Raw genomic sequence first — 19,242 nt, forward strand, 5'->3', positions numbered from 1 at the left:
TCTAGTGAGGGTTGGGTGCAGCGCCTCCCGCCCGACGCGGCAACGTCGGGATAAACGGGGGGCGTTGACGTATTGGGGGTGTTGGTCATGCAGCCCCCGGCCGATCGTCGGTTCGCTGCAAGGTGTTTGACGCGATCCACTGATGCACGTCGTCCCAGTCGTAGAAGACCCTCTTGCCGAGCTTCTTGAACTTGGGACCGGTTCCGCGATAGCGCTCTTGCGCTAGTGCCGCTTCTGATGTGCGGCGGTACACCGCGACCTCTGCCGGGGTTGCCAGCGGTCGAGGCGGGAGGTCAGCCACGTGACTGTATCCTTTCTATCTCGTGAGAGATCCAAACGATCGCTCTGAGGCTAATCGTGCATCACGATTCCTCACTCTGTCAAGTGAATCGCTTGTGCGATCCAAAAGATCGATTAAGATGTCTTCATGGCAGCAGACCAAGAGCCTGAGAAGGCACTAACGAAAAACCCACTGGGGCCGAGCGGTGAGGCGGTCGCCGCCAACGTCGAGCGCCTACTGAAGGAACAGAACCTGACGTTTGCGGCTCTGTCGGATCGCCTCGCGAAGATCGGCCGCACGATACCACCACTTGGGTTGCGAAAAATCGTCAGACGGACGCGTCGAGTCGACGCAGATGATCTGATCGGACTTGCTGTTGCCCTTGGTGTTTCACCGGTTACGCTGCTGATGCCCGAAACTCACGATGCCGGCGAAATGGTAGGCACAACGGGTGCCGACGAGGAACTGACCGCGCAGCAGTTGTGGGACTGGCTACGCGGTAGCTATCCGCTTCCGGGCGATGACCGGCTGACCCTCGTATTTAGGGCGGCGGCATGGCCCGGCTGGCGGCTCACCGACCAGGTTCAGCAGGACAGGAAAACGCAGGCGGCGTGGCTGAAGGCTCGTCGGGCAGAGCGTCGAGAACAGGAGCTGCTGTCCGATGGCGACGATTAGGCGGTACCCGACCGTAGCTGGGGAGCGGTGGGAAGTCCGTTACCGCCAGCCCAATGGGAACACTTCTCGTAAGCGCGGATTCACTACCAAGCGCGACGCATCGGCGTGGGCATCGAAGGTCGAGACCTCCAAGACCGAGGGTGCCTACGTATCACCGGCGCGGGGCCGGGTGACAGTCGGCGATCTGTCAGTCGGATGGCTGTCACGACAGGAACAGACACTTGCGCCGTCCTATTACCGCACGATTAAGTACGCGTACGGCAAGCATGTCGGACCCAAGTGGGCCGCCGTGCCCGTGAACAAGGTCGACATTCTGGATGTGAAGGCGTGGGCGGCGGCCATGACCCGCGACGGATCGAGCGCGACTGTGGTCAATAGGGCGGTCGGCATCCTGGCGGGCATCCTCGACGACGCGATCGAGCACCGGGCACTGGCGTTCAATCCAGCGCGTCGGTTCAAGCGGGGGGAGAAGCCGAAGAAATCACCGAAGCGACATGTGTACCTCACCGAGGAGGATGTGTGCCGGTTGGCCGAGGAGTCCGGTCGTCACGCCGATCTCGTGCTGACACTGGCATTCACCGGGTTGCGGTGGGGTGAGGCGATCGCGCTGACCGTCGCCGATGTGGAGTTCTTGAAACGTCGTATCTCGGTGCATCGCAATGCCGTCCAGGTCGGGCAGGAATTCGAGGTCGGGCAGACCAAAGGCAAGGAGAATCGCACGGTGCCGGTCGCCGCGTCGGTGCTGGCTCGGCTGGCGGTACGGTGCGAGGGCAAGGCTCCCGACGACTTACTTTTCCCGGCGCGCAACGGCGGCTATTTGAAACGTCCGAGTTATGACTCGACGGGTTGGTTCAACCGGGCGGTCGAGCGGGCGCAGGTGCAGACGATCACGCCTCACGATCTGCGACACGCGGCAGCGTCGCTTGCGGTGTCGGCGGGCGCGAATGTGCTTGCGGTGTCGCGGATGCTCGGCCACAAAGACCCGTCCGTGACGTTGCGGGTCTACAGCGATTTGTTCGACTCCGACCTCGACGCGGTAGCGGTCAATCTCGACGCGAAGATCGAGAAGTGTGTCCAAAGTGTGTCCAAAGCACCTGCCGACCGTCGCCGACCGCGCAAGAAAACAGCTGTCTAGCTGCGAAGATACGACAAAGGATTTTGTGTCCGAGGGGGGACTTGAACCCCCACGCCCGTTAATAGGGCACTAGCACCTCAAGCTAGCGCGTCTGCCATTCCGCCACTCGGACTCGTTGTGGGCAGCTAAGGCTATCGGATCACCGAGGCCGGACCCAAACCCAGCTGGCACGTCAATGGTACGAATGGTGACTGTGACTGGTCCCGTCAACGCCGAAGCGGAGGTCGTCGACCTCGTCAGCACGCTCATCCGGTTCGACACGTCCAACACGGGCGACCCGGCCACCACCAAGGGCGAGGCGGAATGCGCGCGCTGGGTGGCCGAACAGCTCGAAGAAGTCGGGTACGCGACCGAATACGTCGAGGCGGGCGCGCCCGGCCGGGGCAATGTTTTCGCCCGGCTCGAGGGCGCCGACAGCTCACGCGGGTCGCTGCTGCTGCACGGCCACCTCGACGTCGTGCCCGCCGAGGCCTCCGACTGGAGCGTGCACCCCTTCTCGGGCGCCGTTGAGGACGGTTACGTGTGGGGCCGCGGCGCGGTCGACATGAAGGACATGTGCGGCATGCTGATCGCGATCGCGCGGCACTTCAAACGGGCGGGCATCACCCCGCCGCGCGACCTGATCTTCGCGTTCCTGTCCGACGAGGAGGCCGGCGGCAAGTTCGGGTCGCACTGGCTGGTCAAGCACCGGCCGGACCTGTTCGCCGGCGTCAGCGAAGCGGTGGGTGAGGTCGGCGGTTTCTCGCTGACCGTGCCGCGCAAGGACGGCGGGGAGCGACGCCTCTACCTGGTCGAGACGGCCGAGAAGTCGATGAACTGGATGAAGCTGACCGCGCGCAGCCACGCCGGCCACGGCTCGATGATCCACGACAGCAACGCCGTCACCGCGGTCGCCGAGGCGGTGGCCAAGCTGGGCCGCCACGAGTTCCCGCTGGTCATGACGGACGCGGTCGGCCAGTTCCTGCAGGCCGTCACCGAGGAGACCGGCTACTCGTTCGACATCGACTCACCGGACCTGGCCGGCGCGATCGCCAAGCTCGGGCCGATCGCCCGCGTCGTCGGGGCCACGCTGCGCGACACCGCCAACCCGACGATGCTCAAGGCCGGTTACAAGGCCAACGTCATCCCGGCGTCGGCCGAGGCGGTGGTGGACTGCCGCATCCTGCCCGGGCGCCAGGCAGCCTTCGAACGCGAGGTCGACGAGCTGATCGGGCCGAACGTGACCCGCGAGTGGGTGACCGAGCTGCCGTCCTACGAGACCACGTTCGACGGCGACCTGGTCGACGCGATGAACGGCGCAATCCTGTCCGTGGACCCCGACGCCCGCATCGTGCCGTACATGCTCTCCGGCGGAACCGACGCAAAAGCCTTCGCGCAGTTGGGCATTCGCTGCTTCGGGTTCGCCCCGCTGCAGTTGCCGCCCGACCTCGATTTCACCGCGCTGTTCCACGGCGTCGACGAACGGGTACCCGTTGACGCGTTGAAGTTCGGTACCCAGGTTCTCGAACACTTCCTGCTGCACTGCTGAATCGACGAAAGGACGAGTCATGGCGTTTGACTACAACCCGTACGAGTTCCTCCCGAAGCTACCGACGTTCAAGCTGTCCTCGAACACGTTCAACGACGGTGACGCGCTGGGTAACGACCAGGTCAGCGGCATCATGGGCGCCGGCGGGAACGACGTATCGCCCCACCTGACCTGGTCAGGCTTCCCCGAGGAGACCCGTAGCTTCGCCGTCACGGTCTACGACCCCGACGCCCCGACCGCGTCCGGATTCTGGCACTGGGCCGTGGCGAACCTGCCCGCCACCGTGACCGAACTCCCCGCAGGCGCGGGCGACGGCAGCGGACTGCCCGGCGATGCGCTCACGCTGCGCAACGACGCCGGCATCAAGCGCTTCATCGGCGCCGCACCGCCGCCCGGACACGGCCCGCACCGCTACATCGTCGCCGTGCACGCGGTCGACGCCGAGAAGCTGGATCTGCCCGAGGACGCGACTCCCGCATACCTCGGCTTCAATCTGTTCCAGCACGCGATCGCGAGGGCGCTGATCCACGCGACCTACGAGCAGAAGTAGCGAAATCCGCTCTGCGCGCTTCGATTACCTGCACGGCTGGCTTTTCTCGGGAACTGACGTATGGTCGCGGTTGAGTGATTGCCACTTCTGTTAAGGAGCGACAATGGCTGACAAGAAACCGGGTAGGAGCCTGAAGAAGGCCGAACGATCCCTCAAGGAGCGCCGCGCCGAGAAGCGGCAGCGCGAAGCCGAGGCGGGTGAGTTCATCCGCAAGCGCAAGCGGGCCAGTTAATTGGCCGACCCCACTGCGTCCGCCAAGGACGCGAAGCCCCCCTCGTGAAGGCGGCGGGCAATGCCGTCGTGAATACGCTTGGCCCACAGCCCGCCGCCGTACACGAACCCGGTGTAAGCCTGTAAAAGCGAAGCGCCGGAGGTGATCCGGTCCCAGGCGTCGTCGGCGGTCTCGATGCCGCCGACGCTGATCAACACCAGCCGGTCCCCGACGCGGCGATACAGCCTGCGTAGCACCTCCGCCGAACGCTCGGCCACCGGCCGTCCGGAGATCCCGCCCGGTCCCAGCTCGTCGACGCCCGGCGTCGCCAACCCGTCGCGTGACACCGTCGTGTTGGTGGCGACGATGCCTGCCAGACCGAGTTCGACTGCCAGGTCGGCGATTTCATCGACATCCTCGTCGGAGAGGTCGGGTGCGATCTTCACCAGCACCGGTGTCGAAGTCTCGGCCCGCACCGCGGCCAGGATCGGACGCAACGACTCGACCGCCTGCAAATCGCGCAGCCCCGGCGTGTTGGGAGAGCTGACGTTGACGACGACGAAGGACGCGAGCGGCCCCAACAGCCGCGCCGACGACGCGTAATCCTCGACCGCCGCCTCCGCAGGCGTGACCTTCGTCTTGCCGATGTTCACCCCGATCGGGACGTCGGGAACGTGCCGGGCCAGACGCACCGCGAGTTCACCCGCGCCGTGATTGTTGAAGCCCATCCGGTTGAGCAGCGCGTGGTCCTCGGCGAGGCGAAACATCCGCGGCTTCGGATTGCCGGGCTGGGCCTGCGCGGTCACCGTGCCCACCTCGGCGTAGCCGAAACCCAGGGCACCCCAGGTGTGCAGACCGCTGCCGTTCTTGTCGAAGCCCGCCGCCAGGCCGAGGGGACCCGGGAACCGGACGCCGAAGACGGTGCTCCCAAGGATCGGATCGCGGGGGCCCAACCACCGGTTCAGGGCACGCCGCGGCCACGAGAAGTAGGTGGCGGCCCGCAGCACGGCGAATACCCAGGTGTGAATCCGTTCGGGCGCAACCAGAAACAGGGCCCGCCGCAGCGCGCGATACATCATCCGATCACTGTGCGGGCTGCTCGGGGATGCCCGTCCGGCCGGCCGCCGTCTTCTTGCGGCGCAGCAGCACCCGGCGCGAACCGTCGGTGTAAAGGCGGACGCGGGTGAGTTCCCAGCCGCGGTACTCGGCCTCGATCGACAACCGGGTCGAGGCGCTGACGCGCGTCACGTCCGGCGGCAGCCGCAGGGGGATCCATTCGTAATCGTCCGAGGGGTCGGACTTGACGACGTCCTCCCAGCCCGGTGGCATCCGTCCGCGGTGGATCGCGCTCATGCGTGCGCTTTCGCCGCGTCGACGATCACCTGCACACCCGCTCCCGTTCCGGACACCACATACAGCGTGCCAGAGGATTCGTCGTATGCCAGGGAGTCGGGTTGCCGCACGGTTCGATATCGCACCTTCTCGACGGGGATGCCGGTGGCCAGATCGTAGCCAACGACGGCGTTCGCCGCTGTCTGCGACACCCAGGCCAGCGTCGACGACCCCGCGAGGCCGTAGGGGGAGTCGGGAACCGGATAGCGCTGGCGCAGGATCAGCGGGTCGGTGCCGAACACCAGCAGCCCGTCGCCCCGCGTGTCGGCGACCAGCACCCGGCCGGCCGGATCGGCGGCCATCGTCGTCGCACCCTCACCGGCGCGCAACGCCTGCGCCTGCTGGGCGCCGTCCTCGGTGAGTGCCGTCACCGACGTCTGTCCGCGGTCCAACACCACGGCCGTATTGCCTTGCGTGACAAGCGCATCGACGCGCGCGAAGATCTTAAGCCGAGCCGCGACGGCGGTGTCGGAGCCCAGGGTGTAGACCGCGCCGTCGGCGCTGCCGAGCACCATCCGCCCGTCGGCGCGGCGCGCGATCGCGGTGAAGTCGGTGTCCGCTTGACCCTCGACGTCGACCTTGGTCGCGGTGTGGGCGGCGAGGTCGATCCGGTGGTATCCACCGCGTGTGGCGGCGTAGGCGTGCCCGTCGCCGTCGCCGGTCAGGGCGGTCGCCGCACTGGGCAGCGACACCGTCGTCGCGTCGTTACTGTCCCTGGCGAACACCGTGACCTGCGCATTGCCGGCCGGGCCGGGCACCAGCACCGCGAGCGCACCGCTCGCTGCGTCGACGATCGCCGCCTGCGCGTTCCCGGCCAGCGGGCGCACCACGCCGTCCGGACGGCCGGTGCCTTCGGGCGACCGCGCTGCCTGCGCGGGAGCGATAGTCGGCGGTGCGTCCGAGGACTCGGAGGAGCAGCCGCCGACCAGGACAAACGCCGGGAAGATTGCCAGTGCCGCCACAATCCGGCGAATCGGCTGATTCCGGGTGTTTACGAATGGCGGCAAGGGGTAGCTCTCGGTCGTGCGTACGGGAAATCGACTGAATGGCCAGTTTAGGCAGACCGCTGCACGTGAGCTTTCATCCGCTCGCCGTGGCCCCATAATCAGCGGCCGCGTCAACGGTATGGTGCGATCATGACCCTCGCCGCGGACCGCGCACTGGATGCCCGGGAATTTGTGATCGAGGACATGACCACTGGTCTGCACGCCAGCGGGTTCGGCCAGGTGGGCGACGGCCGCAGTTTCTCGTTCCACGTCGAGCGCCAGATGCTGGTCGTCGAGATCTACCGCCCGCGGTTGACCGGCCCGGTCCCGCATGAGGAGGACGTGGTCGCGGCGTCCAGTCGCAAGCTGACCGACATCGACCTCACCGACCGGCGCAGCGTGGGCGCCGCGGTGCGTGATCTGGTCGCCGTCGCCGAGCCCGTGGCGCGGACCGGCCGCTAACACCCGCCCACGGTACGGTCGTCGCCATGACGGACGTGCCGGCAATGTCTTGGGTGCAGGTTGTCGTCCTCGCAATCGTGCAGGGCCTCACCGAGTTTCTGCCCGTCTCGTCCTCGGGACATCTGGCGATCACCTCGCGGGTCTTCTTCGCCGACGACGCGGGCGCATCCTTCACCGCCGTCACGCAGCTCGGCACCGAGTTCGCGGTCCTTTTGTACTTCGCCAAGGACATCGGGCGCATCGTCAAGGCCTGGTTCAACGGACTGTTCGTCACCGCGCACCGCAACGCCGACTACCGGCTGGGCTGGTACGTGATCGTCGGCACCATCCCGATCGGCGTGCTCGGGTTGCTGTTCAAAGACCAGATCCGCACCGGGGCGCGCAATCTGTGGGCCATTGCGATCGCGCTGATCGTGTTCTCGGCCGTCATCGCCGCCGCGGAGTACTTCGGCCGCCAGACCCGCACGGTGGAGAAGCTGACGTTCAAGGACAGCATCATCGTCGGCTTCGCGCAGTGCCTGGCGCTGCTGCCGGGCGTATCCCGCTCCGGAGCGACGATCAGCGCCGGCCTCTTCTGTGGCCTCAACCGTGAGGTGGCCGCCCGATTCGGTTTCCTGCTGGCCATCCCCGCGGTGTTCGCGTCCGGATTGTTCTCGCTGCCCGACGCCTTCCACCCGGTGGGTGAGGGAATGAGCGCCAGCGGCCCGCAACTGCTCGTGGCCACCGTCATCGCGTTCGTGGTCGGCTTCGCCGCGGTGGCGTGGTTCCTGCGGTTCCTGGTCAGGCACAGCATGTACTGGTTCGTCGGATATCGCGTCATGCTGGGCATCGTGGTCTTGATCTTGTTGGGGACGGGTGTGGTGGCGGCGACATGACGGTGATCCTGTTGCGCCACGGGCGCTCGACCTCCAACACCGCGCACACGCTCGCGGGCCGGTCCGAGGGCGTCGACCTCGACGACAAGGGGCGAGAACAGGCGCAGGCGGTGGCGACCCGCATCGGATCGCTGCCGATTCGCGCCATCGTGCGTTCGCCGCTTCTGCGCTGCGAGCGGACCGTGGAACCGCTGGCCGCGGCGCTGGGCCTGACCCCGGTCGTCGACGAACGGATCTCGGAGGTCGACTACGGCGCGTGGACGGGCCGCAAGATCGCCGATCTGGTCAAAGAACCGCTGTGGTCGGTGGTGCAGCAGCAGCCGAGCGCCGCGGTGTTCCCCGACGGCGAAGGCCTCGCCCACGTGCAGTCCCGCGCGGTGACGGCGGTGCGCGAGCACGACCGTCGACTCGCCGAGGAGCACGAGGGCGACGTGCTCTGGGTCGCCTGCACGCATGGCGATGTGATCAAGGCCATCGTCGCCGATGCGCTCGGGACCCACCTCGACAGCTTTCAGCGGATCACCGCCGACCCGGCGTCGATGAGCGTGATCCGTTACACGTCGGTCCGCCCGTTCGTGATCCACGTCAACCACACCGGCGACCAACTGACGTCCGGCCTGGTGCCGAAACCGCCAAAGAGCGACGGTCAGGCCGACTCCGGTGACGGCGAGGTGCCGCCGGAGGACGCCGTCGTCGGCGGATCGACCGGCTAGTCGCAAGCACGGCTGCAAGCCCGAACCGGTATTTTGGAAGGTGCCCGGTATTTTGGAAGTGCTATGCCCCGCGCAATCCACGTCTTCCGCACACCCGACCGCTTCGTGGCCGGGACCGTCGGTCAGCCCGGCAACCGCACCTTCTACCTCCAAGCCGTACACGACAAGCGCGTCGTCTCGGTGATTCTCGAGAAGCAACAGGTTGCCGTTCTCGCCGAACGGATTGCCGCGCTGCTGCTCGAGATCAATCGCCGGTTCGGCACGCCGATCCCACCCGACACCGGTGAGGTCGAAGACCTCAGCCCGCTGATCACTCCGGTCGACGCGGAATTCCGGGTCGGCACGATGGGGCTCGGCTGGGACTCCGAAGCGCAGACGGTGGTCGTCGAACTCCTCGCGGTGACGGAGACCGAATTCGACGCATCGGTGGTGCTCGACGACGCGGAGGAGGGCCCCGACGCGGTGCGCGTGTTCCTCACCCCGGAGTCCGCGCGCGAGTTCGCGACGCGCTCCAACCGGGTCATCTCGGCAGGCCGACCGCCCTGTCCTCTGTGTGACGAGCCGCTGGACCCGGAGGGCCACATCTGCGTGCGCACCAACGGCTATCGGCGCGGCGCCTTCGCCGAGTCCGACGATGACATCGACATCTGACGGCGGGTCCGACGACGCCGTCCGGGAAGAGGTGTTGCGCAGCGGCGAGCTGACCGTCATCGGACGCATCCGCTCGGCCAGCAACGCGACGTTCCTGTGTGAGGCGAATCTCGGCGAGCAGCAAGTGCATTGCGTCTACAAGCCGGTCGCGGGTGAGGCGCCGCTGTGGGACTTCCCCGACGGCACGCTGGCCGGTCGTGAGCGCGGCGCGTATGTGGTGTCAGCCGCGTTGGGTTGGAACATCGTGCCCTACACCATCATTCGCGAGGGGCCCGCGGGCGAGGGCATGGTGCAGCTGTGGGTCGACCAGCCGGGCGACGAGGTCGACGACGAACGTCCGGCGGGTCCGGACCTGGTGGATCTGCTTCCGGCGGGGCGCATCCCGCCCGGCTTTCTGCCGATCCTGCAGGCCTACGACTACGCGGGCGACGAGGTCACGCTGGTGCACGCCGACGACGACCGGTTGCGCCGGATGGCGGTGTTCGACGTGCTGGTCAACAACGCCGACCGCAAGGGCGGCCACATCCTGTCCGGGGTGGACGGGCGCGTGTACGGCGTCGACCACGGGGTGACGCTGCACGTCGAGGACAAGCTGCGCACGGTGCTGTGGGGCTGGGCCGGTAAACCCGTCGACGACCAGACGCTCGAATCGGTGGCCGCATTGCGCGACCGGCTGCGAGACGGGCTCGCCGACGAGCTGTGCACGCTCATCACCGAGTGGGAGGTCGCCGCGCTGCTCGCCAGAACCGTTGCGCTGCTCTCCGATCCGGTGATGCCCGGCCCCGATCGTCGCCGCCCGATCCCGTGGCCGGCGTTCTGACGCCGAGCCTGTCGCGCCGGTGAGGGACACGTTGGTGATACTGACCTGATGAGCCTGACCGATGCGGCGCTGGCCGCCGAGGTGGCCGCCGAGGCGGGCGAGATGCTGCTGAAGGTTCGCGAGCAGGTGGGTTACTACGACCCCTACGACCTCGGCGACACCGGGGACAAGCTCGCCAACAAGCTCATCCTCGACCGGCTCCGCGCGGCGAGGCCCGACGACCACGTGCTCTCCGAAGAGGCCGTCGACGACCTCTCGCGCGTCGACGCCGACCGGTGCTGGATCGTCGATCCGGTCGACGGTACCCACGAGTTCTCCATGCCACGACGCACGGACTGGGCCGTCCACATCGCGCTGTGGCGCCGCGACGGCGGCCCCAACGGGCGCATCACCGACGCCGCGGTCGCACTGCCCGCCCGCAACGAGGTCTACCGCACCGACACCGTCACCCCGCCGCCGCCGCGCACCGAGGGTCCGATCCTCATCACGGCGAGCGCGAACCGGCCGCCGCCGGTGCTGTGGTGGCTGCGCGACCGGATGGACATCCAACTGGTGCGGATCGGGTCTGCCGGCGCCAAGGCGATGGCAGTGGTGCGCGGCGACGTCGACGCCTACCTGCACGCCGGCGGTCAGTGGGAGTGGGATTCCGCCGCACCCGCCGGCGTGGTTCAGGCGGCGGGCCTGCACGCCTCGCGCCTCGATGGTTCAGAGTTGATCTACAACCGGCGCGATCCCTACCTGCCCGACCTGCTGATGTGCCGGCCGGAGCTCAGCGGAGCGCTGCTGGAGGAGATCCTGGCGGCGTACCAGAACCGCTGGCGTCACTGAATCGGGAATGAAATGGCCGCCCGCGATGTCGGTGGAGTCGATGCCTAAAGTCGAGACTATGAATTCGTGGCCGGCTCCCGTCGTCCCGGCGCTGCCGGGCCGCGGACCCCAGCTACGTCTCTACGACAGCGCCGACCGACAGGTCCGGCCCGTCGGCGCGGGCGAGACCGCCACGATGTACGTCTGCGGAATCACCCCCTACGACGCGACGCACCTCGGCCACGCCGCGACCTACCTCACGTTCGACCTCGTGCATCGCGTCTGGCTGGATGCGGGCCACCAGGTGCGCTACGTGCAGAACATCACCGACGTCGACGACCCGCTGTTCGAACGCGCGCAACGCGACGGCGTCGACTGGCGCGAACTCGCCGACCGCGAGACCGAGCTGTTCCGCGAGGACATGGCGGCGCTGCGGGTGCTGCCGCCGCACGACTACGTCGCCGCGACCGAGGCCATCGCCGAGGTCATCGAGATCGTCGAGAAGCTGCTGGCATCGGGTGCGGCCTACGTCGTCGAGGACGCCGAGTATCCCGACGTGTACTTCCGCGCCGACGCCACCACCCAGTTCGGGTACGAGTCCGGATACGACCGCGACACCATGCGCCGGCTGTTCGCCGAACGCGGCGGCGACCCCGACCGGCCCGGTAAGGGTGACGAACTCGACGCCCTGTTGTGGCGTGCGCAGCGGCCGGGGGAGCCGAGCTGGCCCTCGCCGTTCGGGCCGGGGAGGCCCGGATGGCACGTGGAATGCGCTGCGATCGCGTTGAGCCGCATCGGCACCGACCTCGACATCCAGGGCGGCGGCAGCGACCTGATCTTCCCGCACCACGAGTTCTCCGCGGCCCACGCCGAATCCGTCACCGGCGAGCGGAGATTCGCGCGTCACTACGTGCACGCCGGGATGATCGGCTGGGACGGCCACAAGATGAGCAAGAGCCGCGGCAACCTGGTGCTGGTCTCGCGGCTGCGCGCCGAGGGTGTCGACCCCGCGGCGATCCGCCTCGGGCTGTTCGCCGGGCACTACCGCGAAGACCGGTACTGGAGCGACGATGTGCTGGCCGAGGCGGTCGAGCGGCTCGGCCGGTGGCGTACGGCGGTGGCGCTGCCCGCGGCGCCGGACGCGACCGACGTGGTGAACCGGGTTCGCCGGTACCTGGCCGACGATCTGGACACCCCGAAAGCACTTGCCGCGCTGGATGGTTGGGTCACCGACGCGTTGACCTACGGCGGGCACGACGCCTCGGCCGGGCACACGGTGGGCACCGCCGTCGACGCGCTGCTGGGCATTCGGCTGTAGAACGGCCAGACCCGCCCGCGCTCCCTTCGCGCGGGGTACGTTTTCGCCCATGGTTTCTGTGAACGGCAAAGTCGTCCTCATCACCGGTGGGGCGAACGGCATCGGCGAAGAGGTCGCCCGCCGCCTGCACGCCAAGGGCGCGAAGTTGGTGCTGACCGACCTGGACGGGAAACGTCTGGATGAGGTCGCCGCGCGGTTCGGCAACGAGGGTGTGGTCACCGCCGTCGCCGACGTGCGGGATCTGGCCGCGATGGAGTCCGCCGTCGCCAAGGGTGTCGAGCGGTTCGGCGGCATCGACATTGTGATGGCCAACGCGGGCATCGCGACGTACGGGTCGGTACTGCAGGTCGACCCGGTGGCGTTCCGCACGCTGATCGACGTCAACGTCGTGGGTGTCTTCCATACCGTCCGTGCGGCGCTGCCGTCGGTGATCGAGCGCCGCGGTTATGTGCTGATCGTGTCCTCGGCGGCCGCCTATGCGGCTTCGGCCGGGATGGCCCCCTACGACGCGTCCAAGGCCGCGGTGGAGCACTTCGCCAACGCGTTACGCCTCGAGGTGGCACACCGCGGTGTCGACGTCGGGTCGGCGCACATGCTCTGGATCGACACCCCGCTGGTGCAGGAGAGCCGGTCGGACCTGCCGAGCGCCCGCGCGATGCTCGACGCCCTGCCGGGTCCGCTGGGCAAGACCACGTCGGTGCGCGAGTGCGGGGAGTTGTTCGTCAAGGGCATCGAGGAGCGCAAGCGGCAGATCAACTGCCCCCGCTTCGTCGGCCTCATGCGCTGGCTGAAGCCGCTGTTGTCGTCGCGGCTGGGGGAGCGCGCCTCGCTCAAGTCGGTACCCGAACTGCTGCCGAAGATGGACGCCGAGGTCGCGGCGCTGGGCCGATCGATGAGCGCGCGCACCGAAGCGCTGGAAAGCCGTTAACCCGCGCTGACGGGAGTTCAGCCGCGGAAGCCGGGGCCGCGGCGGCGCAGGTAGCGCTCGAACTCGGCGGCCAGCGCGTCGCCGTCGATCTTGCCGAGCGCCTCGGTCATGTCGACCTCGGCGTCGCCGCGTTCCTCGAGCGACTGCACGTACTCGGCGATCTCGTCGTCTTCGGCGGTCATCTCCGACACCGCCTGCTCCCACTCCTCGGCGGCGGTCGGCAGGTCGGCCAGCGGCACCTCGATGTCGAGCACGTCCTCGACGCGCCGCAGCAGCGCCACCGTCGCCTTCGGATTCGGCGGCTGGGAGACGTAGTGAGGGACCGCGGCCCAGAACGTCACCGCGGGGATGCCGGCCTGCACACACGCGTCCTGGAACACGCCGGCGATGCCGGTCGGGCCCTCGTATCTCGTCTCCTCCAGCCCGAAGACCTTCGCGGAGTCCGACGAGTAGGCCGCACCCGACACCGGAACCGGCCGTGTATGCGGCGTGTCGGCCAGCAGGGCGCCCAGGATGACGACGGTCTGCACGTTGAGCTTGTCGGCGATGGCCAACAGTTCCGAGCAGAAGGTTCGCCAGCGCATGTTGGGCTCGACACCGTGCATCAGCACGATGTCGCGGTCCGATCCGGGCGGGCGGCAGTGCGAAATCCGCATCGACGGCCACACCAGTTCCCGCGTGACCCCGTCGACCTGCCTGATCACGGGCCGGTTCACCTGGTAGTCGTAGTAGGCCTCGTCGTCGATCTCGACGATGGTCTCGGCCTCCCAGATGGCGTCGAGGTGCTCCACCGCATCACTGGCCGCATCACCTGCGTCGTTCCAGCCTTCGAAGGCCGCGACGACGATGGTGTCGGTCAGTTCGGGCAGGTCGGGCGGTTTGAAACCGCTCGCATCCGACAAGGTCACGCAGCCAGCGTAAGCCCTTCGAGGCGGGTAGGAGCGCCATCGCCACACGAGCTGATTTGATCCGCCGACTACCCTGGATCCGTGGCTGATGTAGACGCTCTCGTGCGCGACACCGCTTTGCTCGACGCCTTCCCGGCGCGGGTAATGGTCGGTGCCGGCGCGATGCGTACCCGGCCTGCGGCAGCCGGTTGCGTCGTCGACGCCGTCGAGTCGCCGAACGACGCATGTTCCGGCGTCACCGGGGCGAAATACGTTCGGCTGCAAGTTGGTTGACCAGGGTGTCGACGACTTTGCCGACAGGATCCGCCAGCGCTGACTCAATGTCGCGTTTCGCCGGCCGGGTCAAGCCGATCGCCGCGACGAGATGGGCGTCCACACGTCGATCGGATGACAACGTAGACTTTCCTGGTCGAGAGGCGTTGCAACGGTTACCCGAGGAACTCGGTTCCCACTCGGTGGCCGCCACGCTCGGCAGAAAGCAAGGACGCCTTCCTAACCGGAAGGAGCGCACATGAACGCCGCCACGCCGAACACCTTCGCGCAGAACCTCCGCCCAGACTGCACCGACGAACTGACGGCGGCACTGCGGCAGCGCATCCTGGTGATCGACGGCGCGATGGGCACGGCGATCCAGCGCGACCGGCCCGACGAGGCCGGGTACCGCGGCGAGCGCTTCAAGGACTGGCCGAGCGACGTCCAGGGCAACAACGACCTGCTCAACCTCACCCAGCCGCAGATCATTGAGGCGATCCACCGTGAGTACCTCGACGCAGGCGCCGACATCATCGAGACCAACACGTTCAATGCGAACGCGATCTCGCTCTCCGATTACGGCATGGAGGAGTTCGCCTACGAGCTGAATCACGCGGGCGCAGCCCTGGCCCGCGCGGCCTGCGACGAGGTCGGCACCGCCGACAAGCCGCGCTACGTCGCCGGCGCGCTCGGGCCGACGACACGGACCGCGTCGATCTCGCCGGACGTCAACAACCCCGGCGCGCGCAACGTCACCTACGACCAGCTGGTAGCGGCCTACCTCGAGGCCGCAAACGGCCTGGTCGACGGCGGCGCCGACATCATCCTGGTGGAGACGATCTTCGACACGCTGAACGCCAAGGCCGCGGTGTTCGCGATCGAGACGCTGTTCGAGGAGCGCGGACGCCGCTGGCCGGTGATCATCTCGGGCACCATCACCGACGCGTCGGGACGCACACTGTCCGGCCAGGTCACCGAGGCGTTCTGGAACTCGATCCGGCACGCCAAGCCGCTGGCGGTCGGCCTGAACTGCGCGTTGGGCGCACCCGAGATGAGGCCGTACATCGCCGAGATCTCGCGCATCGCCGACACATTCGTCTCCTGCTACCCGAACGCCGGCCTGCCGAACGCGTTCGCCGAGTACGACGAAACCCCTGACAGCCAGGCCGGGTATGTCGCCGACTTCGCCGACGCGGGCTTCGTCAACATGGTCGGTGGGTGCTGCGGTACCACGCCGGCGCACATCGCCAAGATCGCCAAGGCCGTCGAGGGCAAGGCGCCGCGCCAGGTGCCGGACATCCCGGTGGCCACCCGGCTGGCGGGCCTGGAGCCGCTGAACATCGACGACAACTCCCTGTTCGTGAACATCGGTGAGCGCACCAACATCACCGGCTCGGCCCGGTTCCGCAACCTGATCAAGGCCGAGGATTACGACACCGCGCTGTCGGTGGCCCTGCAGCAGGTCGAGGTCGGTGCGCAGGTCATCGACATCAACATGGACGAGGGCATGATCGACGGCGTCGCCGCGATGGACCGGTTCACCCGGCTGATCGCGTCCGAACCCGACATCAGCCGCGTGCCGGTGATGATCGACTCCTCCAAGTGGGAGGTCATCGAGGCGGGTCTGAAGAACGTTCAGGGCAAGCCGATCGTCAACTCGATCTCCCTGAAGGAGGGCGAGGAGAAGTTCGTCCGCGAGGCGCGGCTGTGCCGCAAGTACGGCGCCGCCGTCGTCGTGATGGCGTTCGACGAGCAGGGCCAGGCCGACAACCTGGAGCGCCGCAAGCAGATCTGCGGGCGCGCCTACCGGATCCTGACCGAGGAGGTCGGGTTCCCCGCCGAGGACATCATCTTCGACCCGAACTGCTTCGCGCTGGCCACCGGCATCGAAGAGCACGCGACCTACGGCATCGACTTCATCGAGGCCTGCGCCTGGATCAAGGAGAACCTCCCCGGGGTGCACCTCTCCGGCGGCATCTCGAACGTGTCGTTCTCGTTCCGCGGCAACAACCCTGTGCGCGAGGCGATCCACGCGGTGTTCTTGTTCCACGCCATCAAGGCCGGCCTGGACATGGGCATCGTCAACGCGGGCGCCCTTGTGCCCTACGACTCGATCGACCCGGAGTTGCGGGATCGCATCGAGGACGTCGTGCTGAACCGCCGTGAGGACGCGGCCGAACGGCTGCTCGAGATCGCCGAGCGGTTCAACACCACGGAGAAGGGTGAGGACCCCGCGGAGGCCGAGTGGCGCAGCCTGCCGGTGCGCGAGCGGATCACGCACGCCCTGGTGAAGGGCATCGACGCGCACGTCGACGACGACACCGAGGAATTGCGGGCCGAGATCGCCGCCGCGGGTGGGCGTCCGATCGAGGTGATCGAGGGACCGCTGATGGACGGCATGAACGTCGTCGGCGACCTGTTCGGCTCGGGCAAAATGTTCCTACCCCAGGTCGTGAAGTCGGCGCGCGTGATGAAGAAGGCCGTCGCCTACCTGTTGCCCTACATCGAGGCGGAGAAGGTGGAGGCCGGGACAACCGACTCCAAGGACACCAACGGCACGATCGTGATGGCGACCGTCAAGGGCGACGTCCACGACATCGGTAAGAACATCGTCGGAGTCGTGTTGCAGTGCAACAACTTCGAAGTGATCGACCTCGGTGTGATGGTGCCGGCCCAGAAGATCCTGGACGCGGCCAGGGAGCACGACGCCGACATCATCGGGCTGTCCGGCCTGATCACCCCGTCGCTGGACGAGATGGTCAACTTCGCCGCCGAGATGGAACGCGAAGGGCTCGAGATCCCGCTGCTGATCGGCGGCGCGACCACGTCGCGCGCGCACACCGCGGTCAAGGTGGCGCCGCGCCGCAGTGGTCCGGTGGTCTGGGTCAAGGACGCATCGCGTTCGGTGCCGGTCGCGGCCGCGCTGCTCGACGACAAGCAGCGCCCGGCGCTGCTGGAGGCGACCGAGAAGGACTACGCATCGCTGCGGGAACGGCACGCCCAGAAGAACGAGCGGCCCACGGTGACGCTCGAGAAGGCCCGCGCGAACCGCACCCCGATCGACTGGGACGGATACACGCCGCCCGTGCCCGCCCAGGGCCTCGGCGTGCGGGAGTTCCTCGATTACGACCTCGCGGAGTTGCGCGAATTCATCGACTGGCAGCCGTTTTTCAATGCCTGGGAGATGAAGGGCCGCTTCCCGGACATCCTCAACAACCCGGCTTCGGGTGAGGCCGCGCGCAAGCTGTTCGACGACGCCCAAGAGATGCTCGACACCGTCATCAAGGAGAAGTGGCTGACGGCCAACGGGGTGATCGGCTTCTACCCGGCCAACGCGGTCGGCGACGACGTCGAGGTCTACACCGACGACACGCGTAGCGAGGTGCTCACGACGTTGCACAACCTGCGTCAGCAGGGCGAGCACCGCGAGGGCATCCCGAACCGGTCCCTCGGCGATTTCATCGCGCCCAAGGACACGGGGTTGGCGGACTACATCGGCACATTCGCCGTCACAGCGGGGCTCGGCAGCGCCGAGAGGATCGCCGAGTTCAAGGCGGCACACGACGACTACAGCGCAATCCTGCTGGAGTCGCTCGCCGACCGGCTTGCCGAGGCGTTCGCCGAGCGGCTGCATCAGCGGGTCCGCACGGAGTTCTGGGGCTACCAGCCGGACGAGCAACTCGACAACGACGCGCTCATCGAAGAGAAGTACGTCGGAATCCGTCCCGCCCCCGGCTATCCGGCGTGCCCGGAGCACACCGAGAAGGTGACGATCTGGGAGCTGATGGATGTCAAGGAGCGCACCGGGATCGAGCTGACCGAGTCGATGGCGATGTGGCCCGGCGCCGCCGTCAGCGGCCTGTACTTCTCGCATCCGCAGTCGCAGTACTTCGTGGTCGGCCGGCTGGCGCAGGATCAGGTCGCCGACTACGCGAAGCGCAAGGGCTGGACATTGAAGGAAGCCGAGCGCTGGCTGTCCTCCAACCTCGGCTACAACCCCGAGGATTGAGAGCACAATGAGAGCCGTTCTGTTCGATATGGACGGCACCCTTGTCGATTCCGAAAAGCTCTGGGACATCTCGCTTGCGGCGCTGTACACCGAGCTGGGCGGTGAGCTGACTCCGCAGGTGCGCGAATCGATGGTGGGCGGTTCGGCCGAGGACACCATCGCCACCGTGTACACCGACCTCGGCCTCGATCCGGATCCGCGCGCCATGGCCGAATCGAGCCGGTGGCTGCACGATTACACCGCCGAGTTGTTCGACGAGGGCCTGCCATGGTGCGTCGGGGCGCAGGAGTTGCTGAATGAGCTTGCCGCACAGCAAGTCCCGATGGCTCTGGTGACCAACACCCTGCGTGCATTGACCGATCGCGCCTTGAACAGCATTGGCGCACATTACTTCTCGGTGACGGTATGCGGTGACGAGGTAGCCCGCGGCAAGCCCGCGCCCGACGTCTACGAGCGCGCGGCGGCGCTACTGGGCCTCGATCCGGGTGCGTGCCTGGCCATCGAGGACTCGGTCACCGGCACCGCCGCCGCCGAGGGCGCCGGATGCCCGGTGCTGGTGGTACCCAACGACGTAGCGGTGCCCACCGGCCCGCGGCGGCGACAGATTTCCTCGCTCGCCGGATTGCGCGCCGCGGACTTGCGGCGCGTCCATTCCGAACTGATGACGACCCCCGGGGAACGCACCGCCTGACCACCGGTCTGTGATTGAATGTGACGTCCATCACGCGACGCTGAGGAAAGG

At 67.5% G+C, this 19,242-nt stretch carries 21 protein-coding genes and 1 tRNA gene; 15 read left to right on the plus strand and 7 right to left on the minus strand.

Annotation, left to right across the window (positions count from 1 at the left end):
• Positions 1 to 85: 85 nt before the first annotated feature.
• Positions 86 to 301, minus strand: a complete 216-nt coding sequence (locus tag A5752_RS11530; RefSeq protein ID WP_082963844.1) for a helix-turn-helix transcriptional regulator — start codon at positions 299 to 301, stop codon at positions 86 to 88.
• 126 nt (positions 302 to 427) lie between these two features.
• Here A5752_RS11530 and A5752_RS11535 point away from each other — a divergent pair, with 126 nt between their 5' ends.
• Positions 428 to 955, plus strand: coding sequence for a hypothetical protein (locus A5752_RS11535; RefSeq protein ID WP_067085199.1), 528 nt, complete (start codon positions 428 to 430; stop codon positions 953 to 955).
• Entirely contained in the window at positions 942 to 2,090 is a 1,149-nt protein-coding gene (locus A5752_RS11540; RefSeq protein WP_067085201.1) for a site-specific integrase, read from the plus strand. The genes A5752_RS11535 and A5752_RS11540 overlap by 14 nt, the downstream gene beginning before the upstream one ends.
• 26 nt (positions 2,091 to 2,116) lie before the next feature.
• On the opposite strand, the gene A5752_RS11545 is transcribed toward A5752_RS11540, so the two are convergent.
• Positions 2,117 to 2,202 (minus strand) — tRNA-Leu (locus A5752_RS11545).
• 72 nt (positions 2,203 to 2,274) lie between these two features.
• Between A5752_RS11545 and A5752_RS11550 the strand changes: the two genes are divergently transcribed.
• The 3 genes from A5752_RS11550 (at position 2,275) to A5752_RS28175 (ending at position 4,400) form a co-directional block, all read left to right on the plus strand.
• The gene (locus A5752_RS11550) at positions 2,275 to 3,618 is read left to right on the plus strand and encodes a M20/M25/M40 family metallo-hydrolase (protein ID WP_067085203.1); all 1,344 of its coding nucleotides are present in this window, start codon (positions 2,275 to 2,277) and stop codon (positions 3,616 to 3,618) included.
• Between the two features lie 19 nt (positions 3,619 to 3,637).
• Positions 3,638 to 4,168 (plus strand): YbhB/YbcL family Raf kinase inhibitor-like protein, encoded by a 531-nt coding sequence (locus A5752_RS11555; protein WP_067085205.1) that lies wholly within the window; start codon positions 3,638 to 3,640, stop codon positions 4,166 to 4,168.
• 103 nt (positions 4,169 to 4,271) lie between these two features.
• Positions 4,272 to 4,400, plus strand: coding sequence for a hypothetical protein (locus A5752_RS28175; RefSeq protein WP_286144517.1), 129 nt, complete (start codon positions 4,272 to 4,274; stop codon positions 4,398 to 4,400).
• On the opposite strand, the gene A5752_RS11560 is transcribed toward A5752_RS28175, so the two are convergent.
• The 3 genes from A5752_RS11560 to A5752_RS11570 are packed head-to-tail and all read right to left on the minus strand — an operon-like array spanning position 4,397 to position 6,736.
• Positions 4,397 to 5,455, minus strand: coding sequence for a quinone-dependent dihydroorotate dehydrogenase (locus A5752_RS11560; protein ID WP_197500599.1), 1,059 nt, complete (start codon positions 5,453 to 5,455; stop codon positions 4,397 to 4,399). The two genes, A5752_RS28175 and A5752_RS11560, sit on opposite strands and share 4 nt — an antisense overlap.
• A 7-nt stretch (positions 5,456 to 5,462) precedes the next feature.
• On the minus strand, positions 5,463 to 5,732 hold the full coding sequence (locus A5752_RS11565; protein ID WP_067085208.1) for a DUF5703 family protein: 270 nt from the start codon (positions 5,730 to 5,732) through the stop codon (positions 5,463 to 5,465).
• Positions 5,729 to 6,736 carry a YncE family protein gene (locus tag A5752_RS11570; protein WP_502686719.1) on the minus strand — a complete coding sequence of 336 codons (1,008 nt, stop codon included), beginning with the start codon at positions 6,734 to 6,736 and terminating at the stop codon, positions 5,729 to 5,731. The genes A5752_RS11565 and A5752_RS11570 overlap by 4 nt, the downstream gene beginning before the upstream one ends.
• 171 nt (positions 6,737 to 6,907) lie before the next feature.
• Here A5752_RS11570 and A5752_RS11575 point away from each other — a divergent pair, with 171 nt between their 5' ends.
• From A5752_RS11575 to A5752_RS11610, 8 genes are all read left to right on the plus strand, one after another.
• Positions 6,908 to 7,219, plus strand: coding sequence for a hypothetical protein (locus A5752_RS11575; RefSeq protein WP_067085212.1), 312 nt, complete (start codon positions 6,908 to 6,910; stop codon positions 7,217 to 7,219).
• A gap of 44 nt (positions 7,220 to 7,263) precedes the next feature.
• The gene (locus A5752_RS11580; RefSeq protein WP_067085430.1) at positions 7,264 to 8,094 is read left to right on the plus strand and encodes an undecaprenyl-diphosphate phosphatase; all 831 of its coding nucleotides are present in this window, start codon (positions 7,264 to 7,266) and stop codon (positions 8,092 to 8,094) included.
• A complete protein-coding gene (locus A5752_RS11585; RefSeq protein WP_067085213.1) occupies positions 8,091 to 8,807 on the plus strand; it encodes a histidine phosphatase family protein in 717 nt (238 codons plus the stop codon). The genes A5752_RS11580 and A5752_RS11585 overlap by 4 nt, the downstream gene beginning before the upstream one ends.
• A gap of 63 nt (positions 8,808 to 8,870) precedes the next feature.
• On the plus strand, positions 8,871 to 9,458 hold the full coding sequence (locus tag A5752_RS11590) for a DUF3090 domain-containing protein (RefSeq protein ID WP_067085215.1): 588 nt from the start codon (positions 8,871 to 8,873) through the stop codon (positions 9,456 to 9,458).
• Positions 9,442 to 10,278 carry an SCO1664 family protein gene (locus A5752_RS11595; RefSeq protein WP_067085217.1) on the plus strand — a complete coding sequence of 279 codons (837 nt, stop codon included), beginning with the start codon at positions 9,442 to 9,444 and terminating at the stop codon, positions 10,276 to 10,278. The genes A5752_RS11590 and A5752_RS11595 overlap by 17 nt, the downstream gene beginning before the upstream one ends.
• Before the next feature lie 48 nt (positions 10,279 to 10,326).
• Complete coding sequence (locus A5752_RS11600; protein WP_067085219.1) at positions 10,327 to 11,106, plus strand: 3'(2'),5'-bisphosphate nucleotidase CysQ; 780 nt, start codon at positions 10,327 to 10,329, stop codon at positions 11,104 to 11,106.
• Positions 11,107 to 11,164: 58 nt separating this feature from the next.
• Positions 11,165 to 12,403 carry a cysteine--1-D-myo-inosityl 2-amino-2-deoxy-alpha-D-glucopyranoside ligase gene (gene mshC / locus A5752_RS11605; protein ID WP_067085221.1) on the plus strand — a complete coding sequence of 413 codons (1,239 nt, stop codon included), beginning with the start codon at positions 11,165 to 11,167 and terminating at the stop codon, positions 12,401 to 12,403.
• 49 nt (positions 12,404 to 12,452) lie between these two features.
• Positions 12,453 to 13,331, plus strand: coding sequence for an SDR family oxidoreductase (locus A5752_RS11610; RefSeq protein ID WP_067085223.1), 879 nt, complete (start codon positions 12,453 to 12,455; stop codon positions 13,329 to 13,331).
• Positions 13,332 to 13,348: 17 nt separating this feature from the next.
• Here A5752_RS11610 and A5752_RS11615 read toward each other — a convergent pair whose 3' ends face one another.
• Positions 13,349 to 14,239 (minus strand): PAC2 family protein, encoded by an 891-nt coding sequence (locus tag A5752_RS11615; protein WP_067085225.1) that lies wholly within the window; start codon positions 14,237 to 14,239, stop codon positions 13,349 to 13,351.
• A 235-nt stretch (positions 14,240 to 14,474) separates the two neighbouring features.
• Positions 14,475 to 14,615: a hypothetical protein gene (locus A5752_RS27485; protein WP_156613779.1), complete on the minus strand. Its 141-nt coding sequence runs from the start codon at positions 14,613 to 14,615 to the stop codon at positions 14,475 to 14,477.
• A 135-nt stretch (positions 14,616 to 14,750) separates the two neighbouring features.
• On the opposite strand from A5752_RS27485, the gene metH reads away from it, so the two are divergent.
• Together metH and A5752_RS11625 are read left to right on the plus strand one after the other, a co-directional pair.
• Positions 14,751 to 18,500 carry a methionine synthase gene (gene metH / locus A5752_RS11620; RefSeq protein ID WP_067085227.1) on the plus strand — a complete coding sequence of 1,250 codons (3,750 nt, stop codon included), beginning with the start codon at positions 14,751 to 14,753 and terminating at the stop codon, positions 18,498 to 18,500.
• Positions 18,501 to 18,507: 7 nt separating this feature from the next.
• Entirely contained in the window at positions 18,508 to 19,191 is a 684-nt protein-coding gene (locus A5752_RS11625) for an HAD family hydrolase (RefSeq protein WP_067085229.1), read from the plus strand.
• The last annotated feature ends 51 nt before the right edge of the window (positions 19,192 to 19,242 follow it).

The sequence above is a fragment of the Mycobacterium sp. 852002-51961_SCH5331710 genome, from assembly GCF_001665535.1.
Taxonomy (GTDB): domain Bacteria; phylum Actinomycetota; class Actinomycetes; order Mycobacteriales; family Mycobacteriaceae; genus Mycobacterium.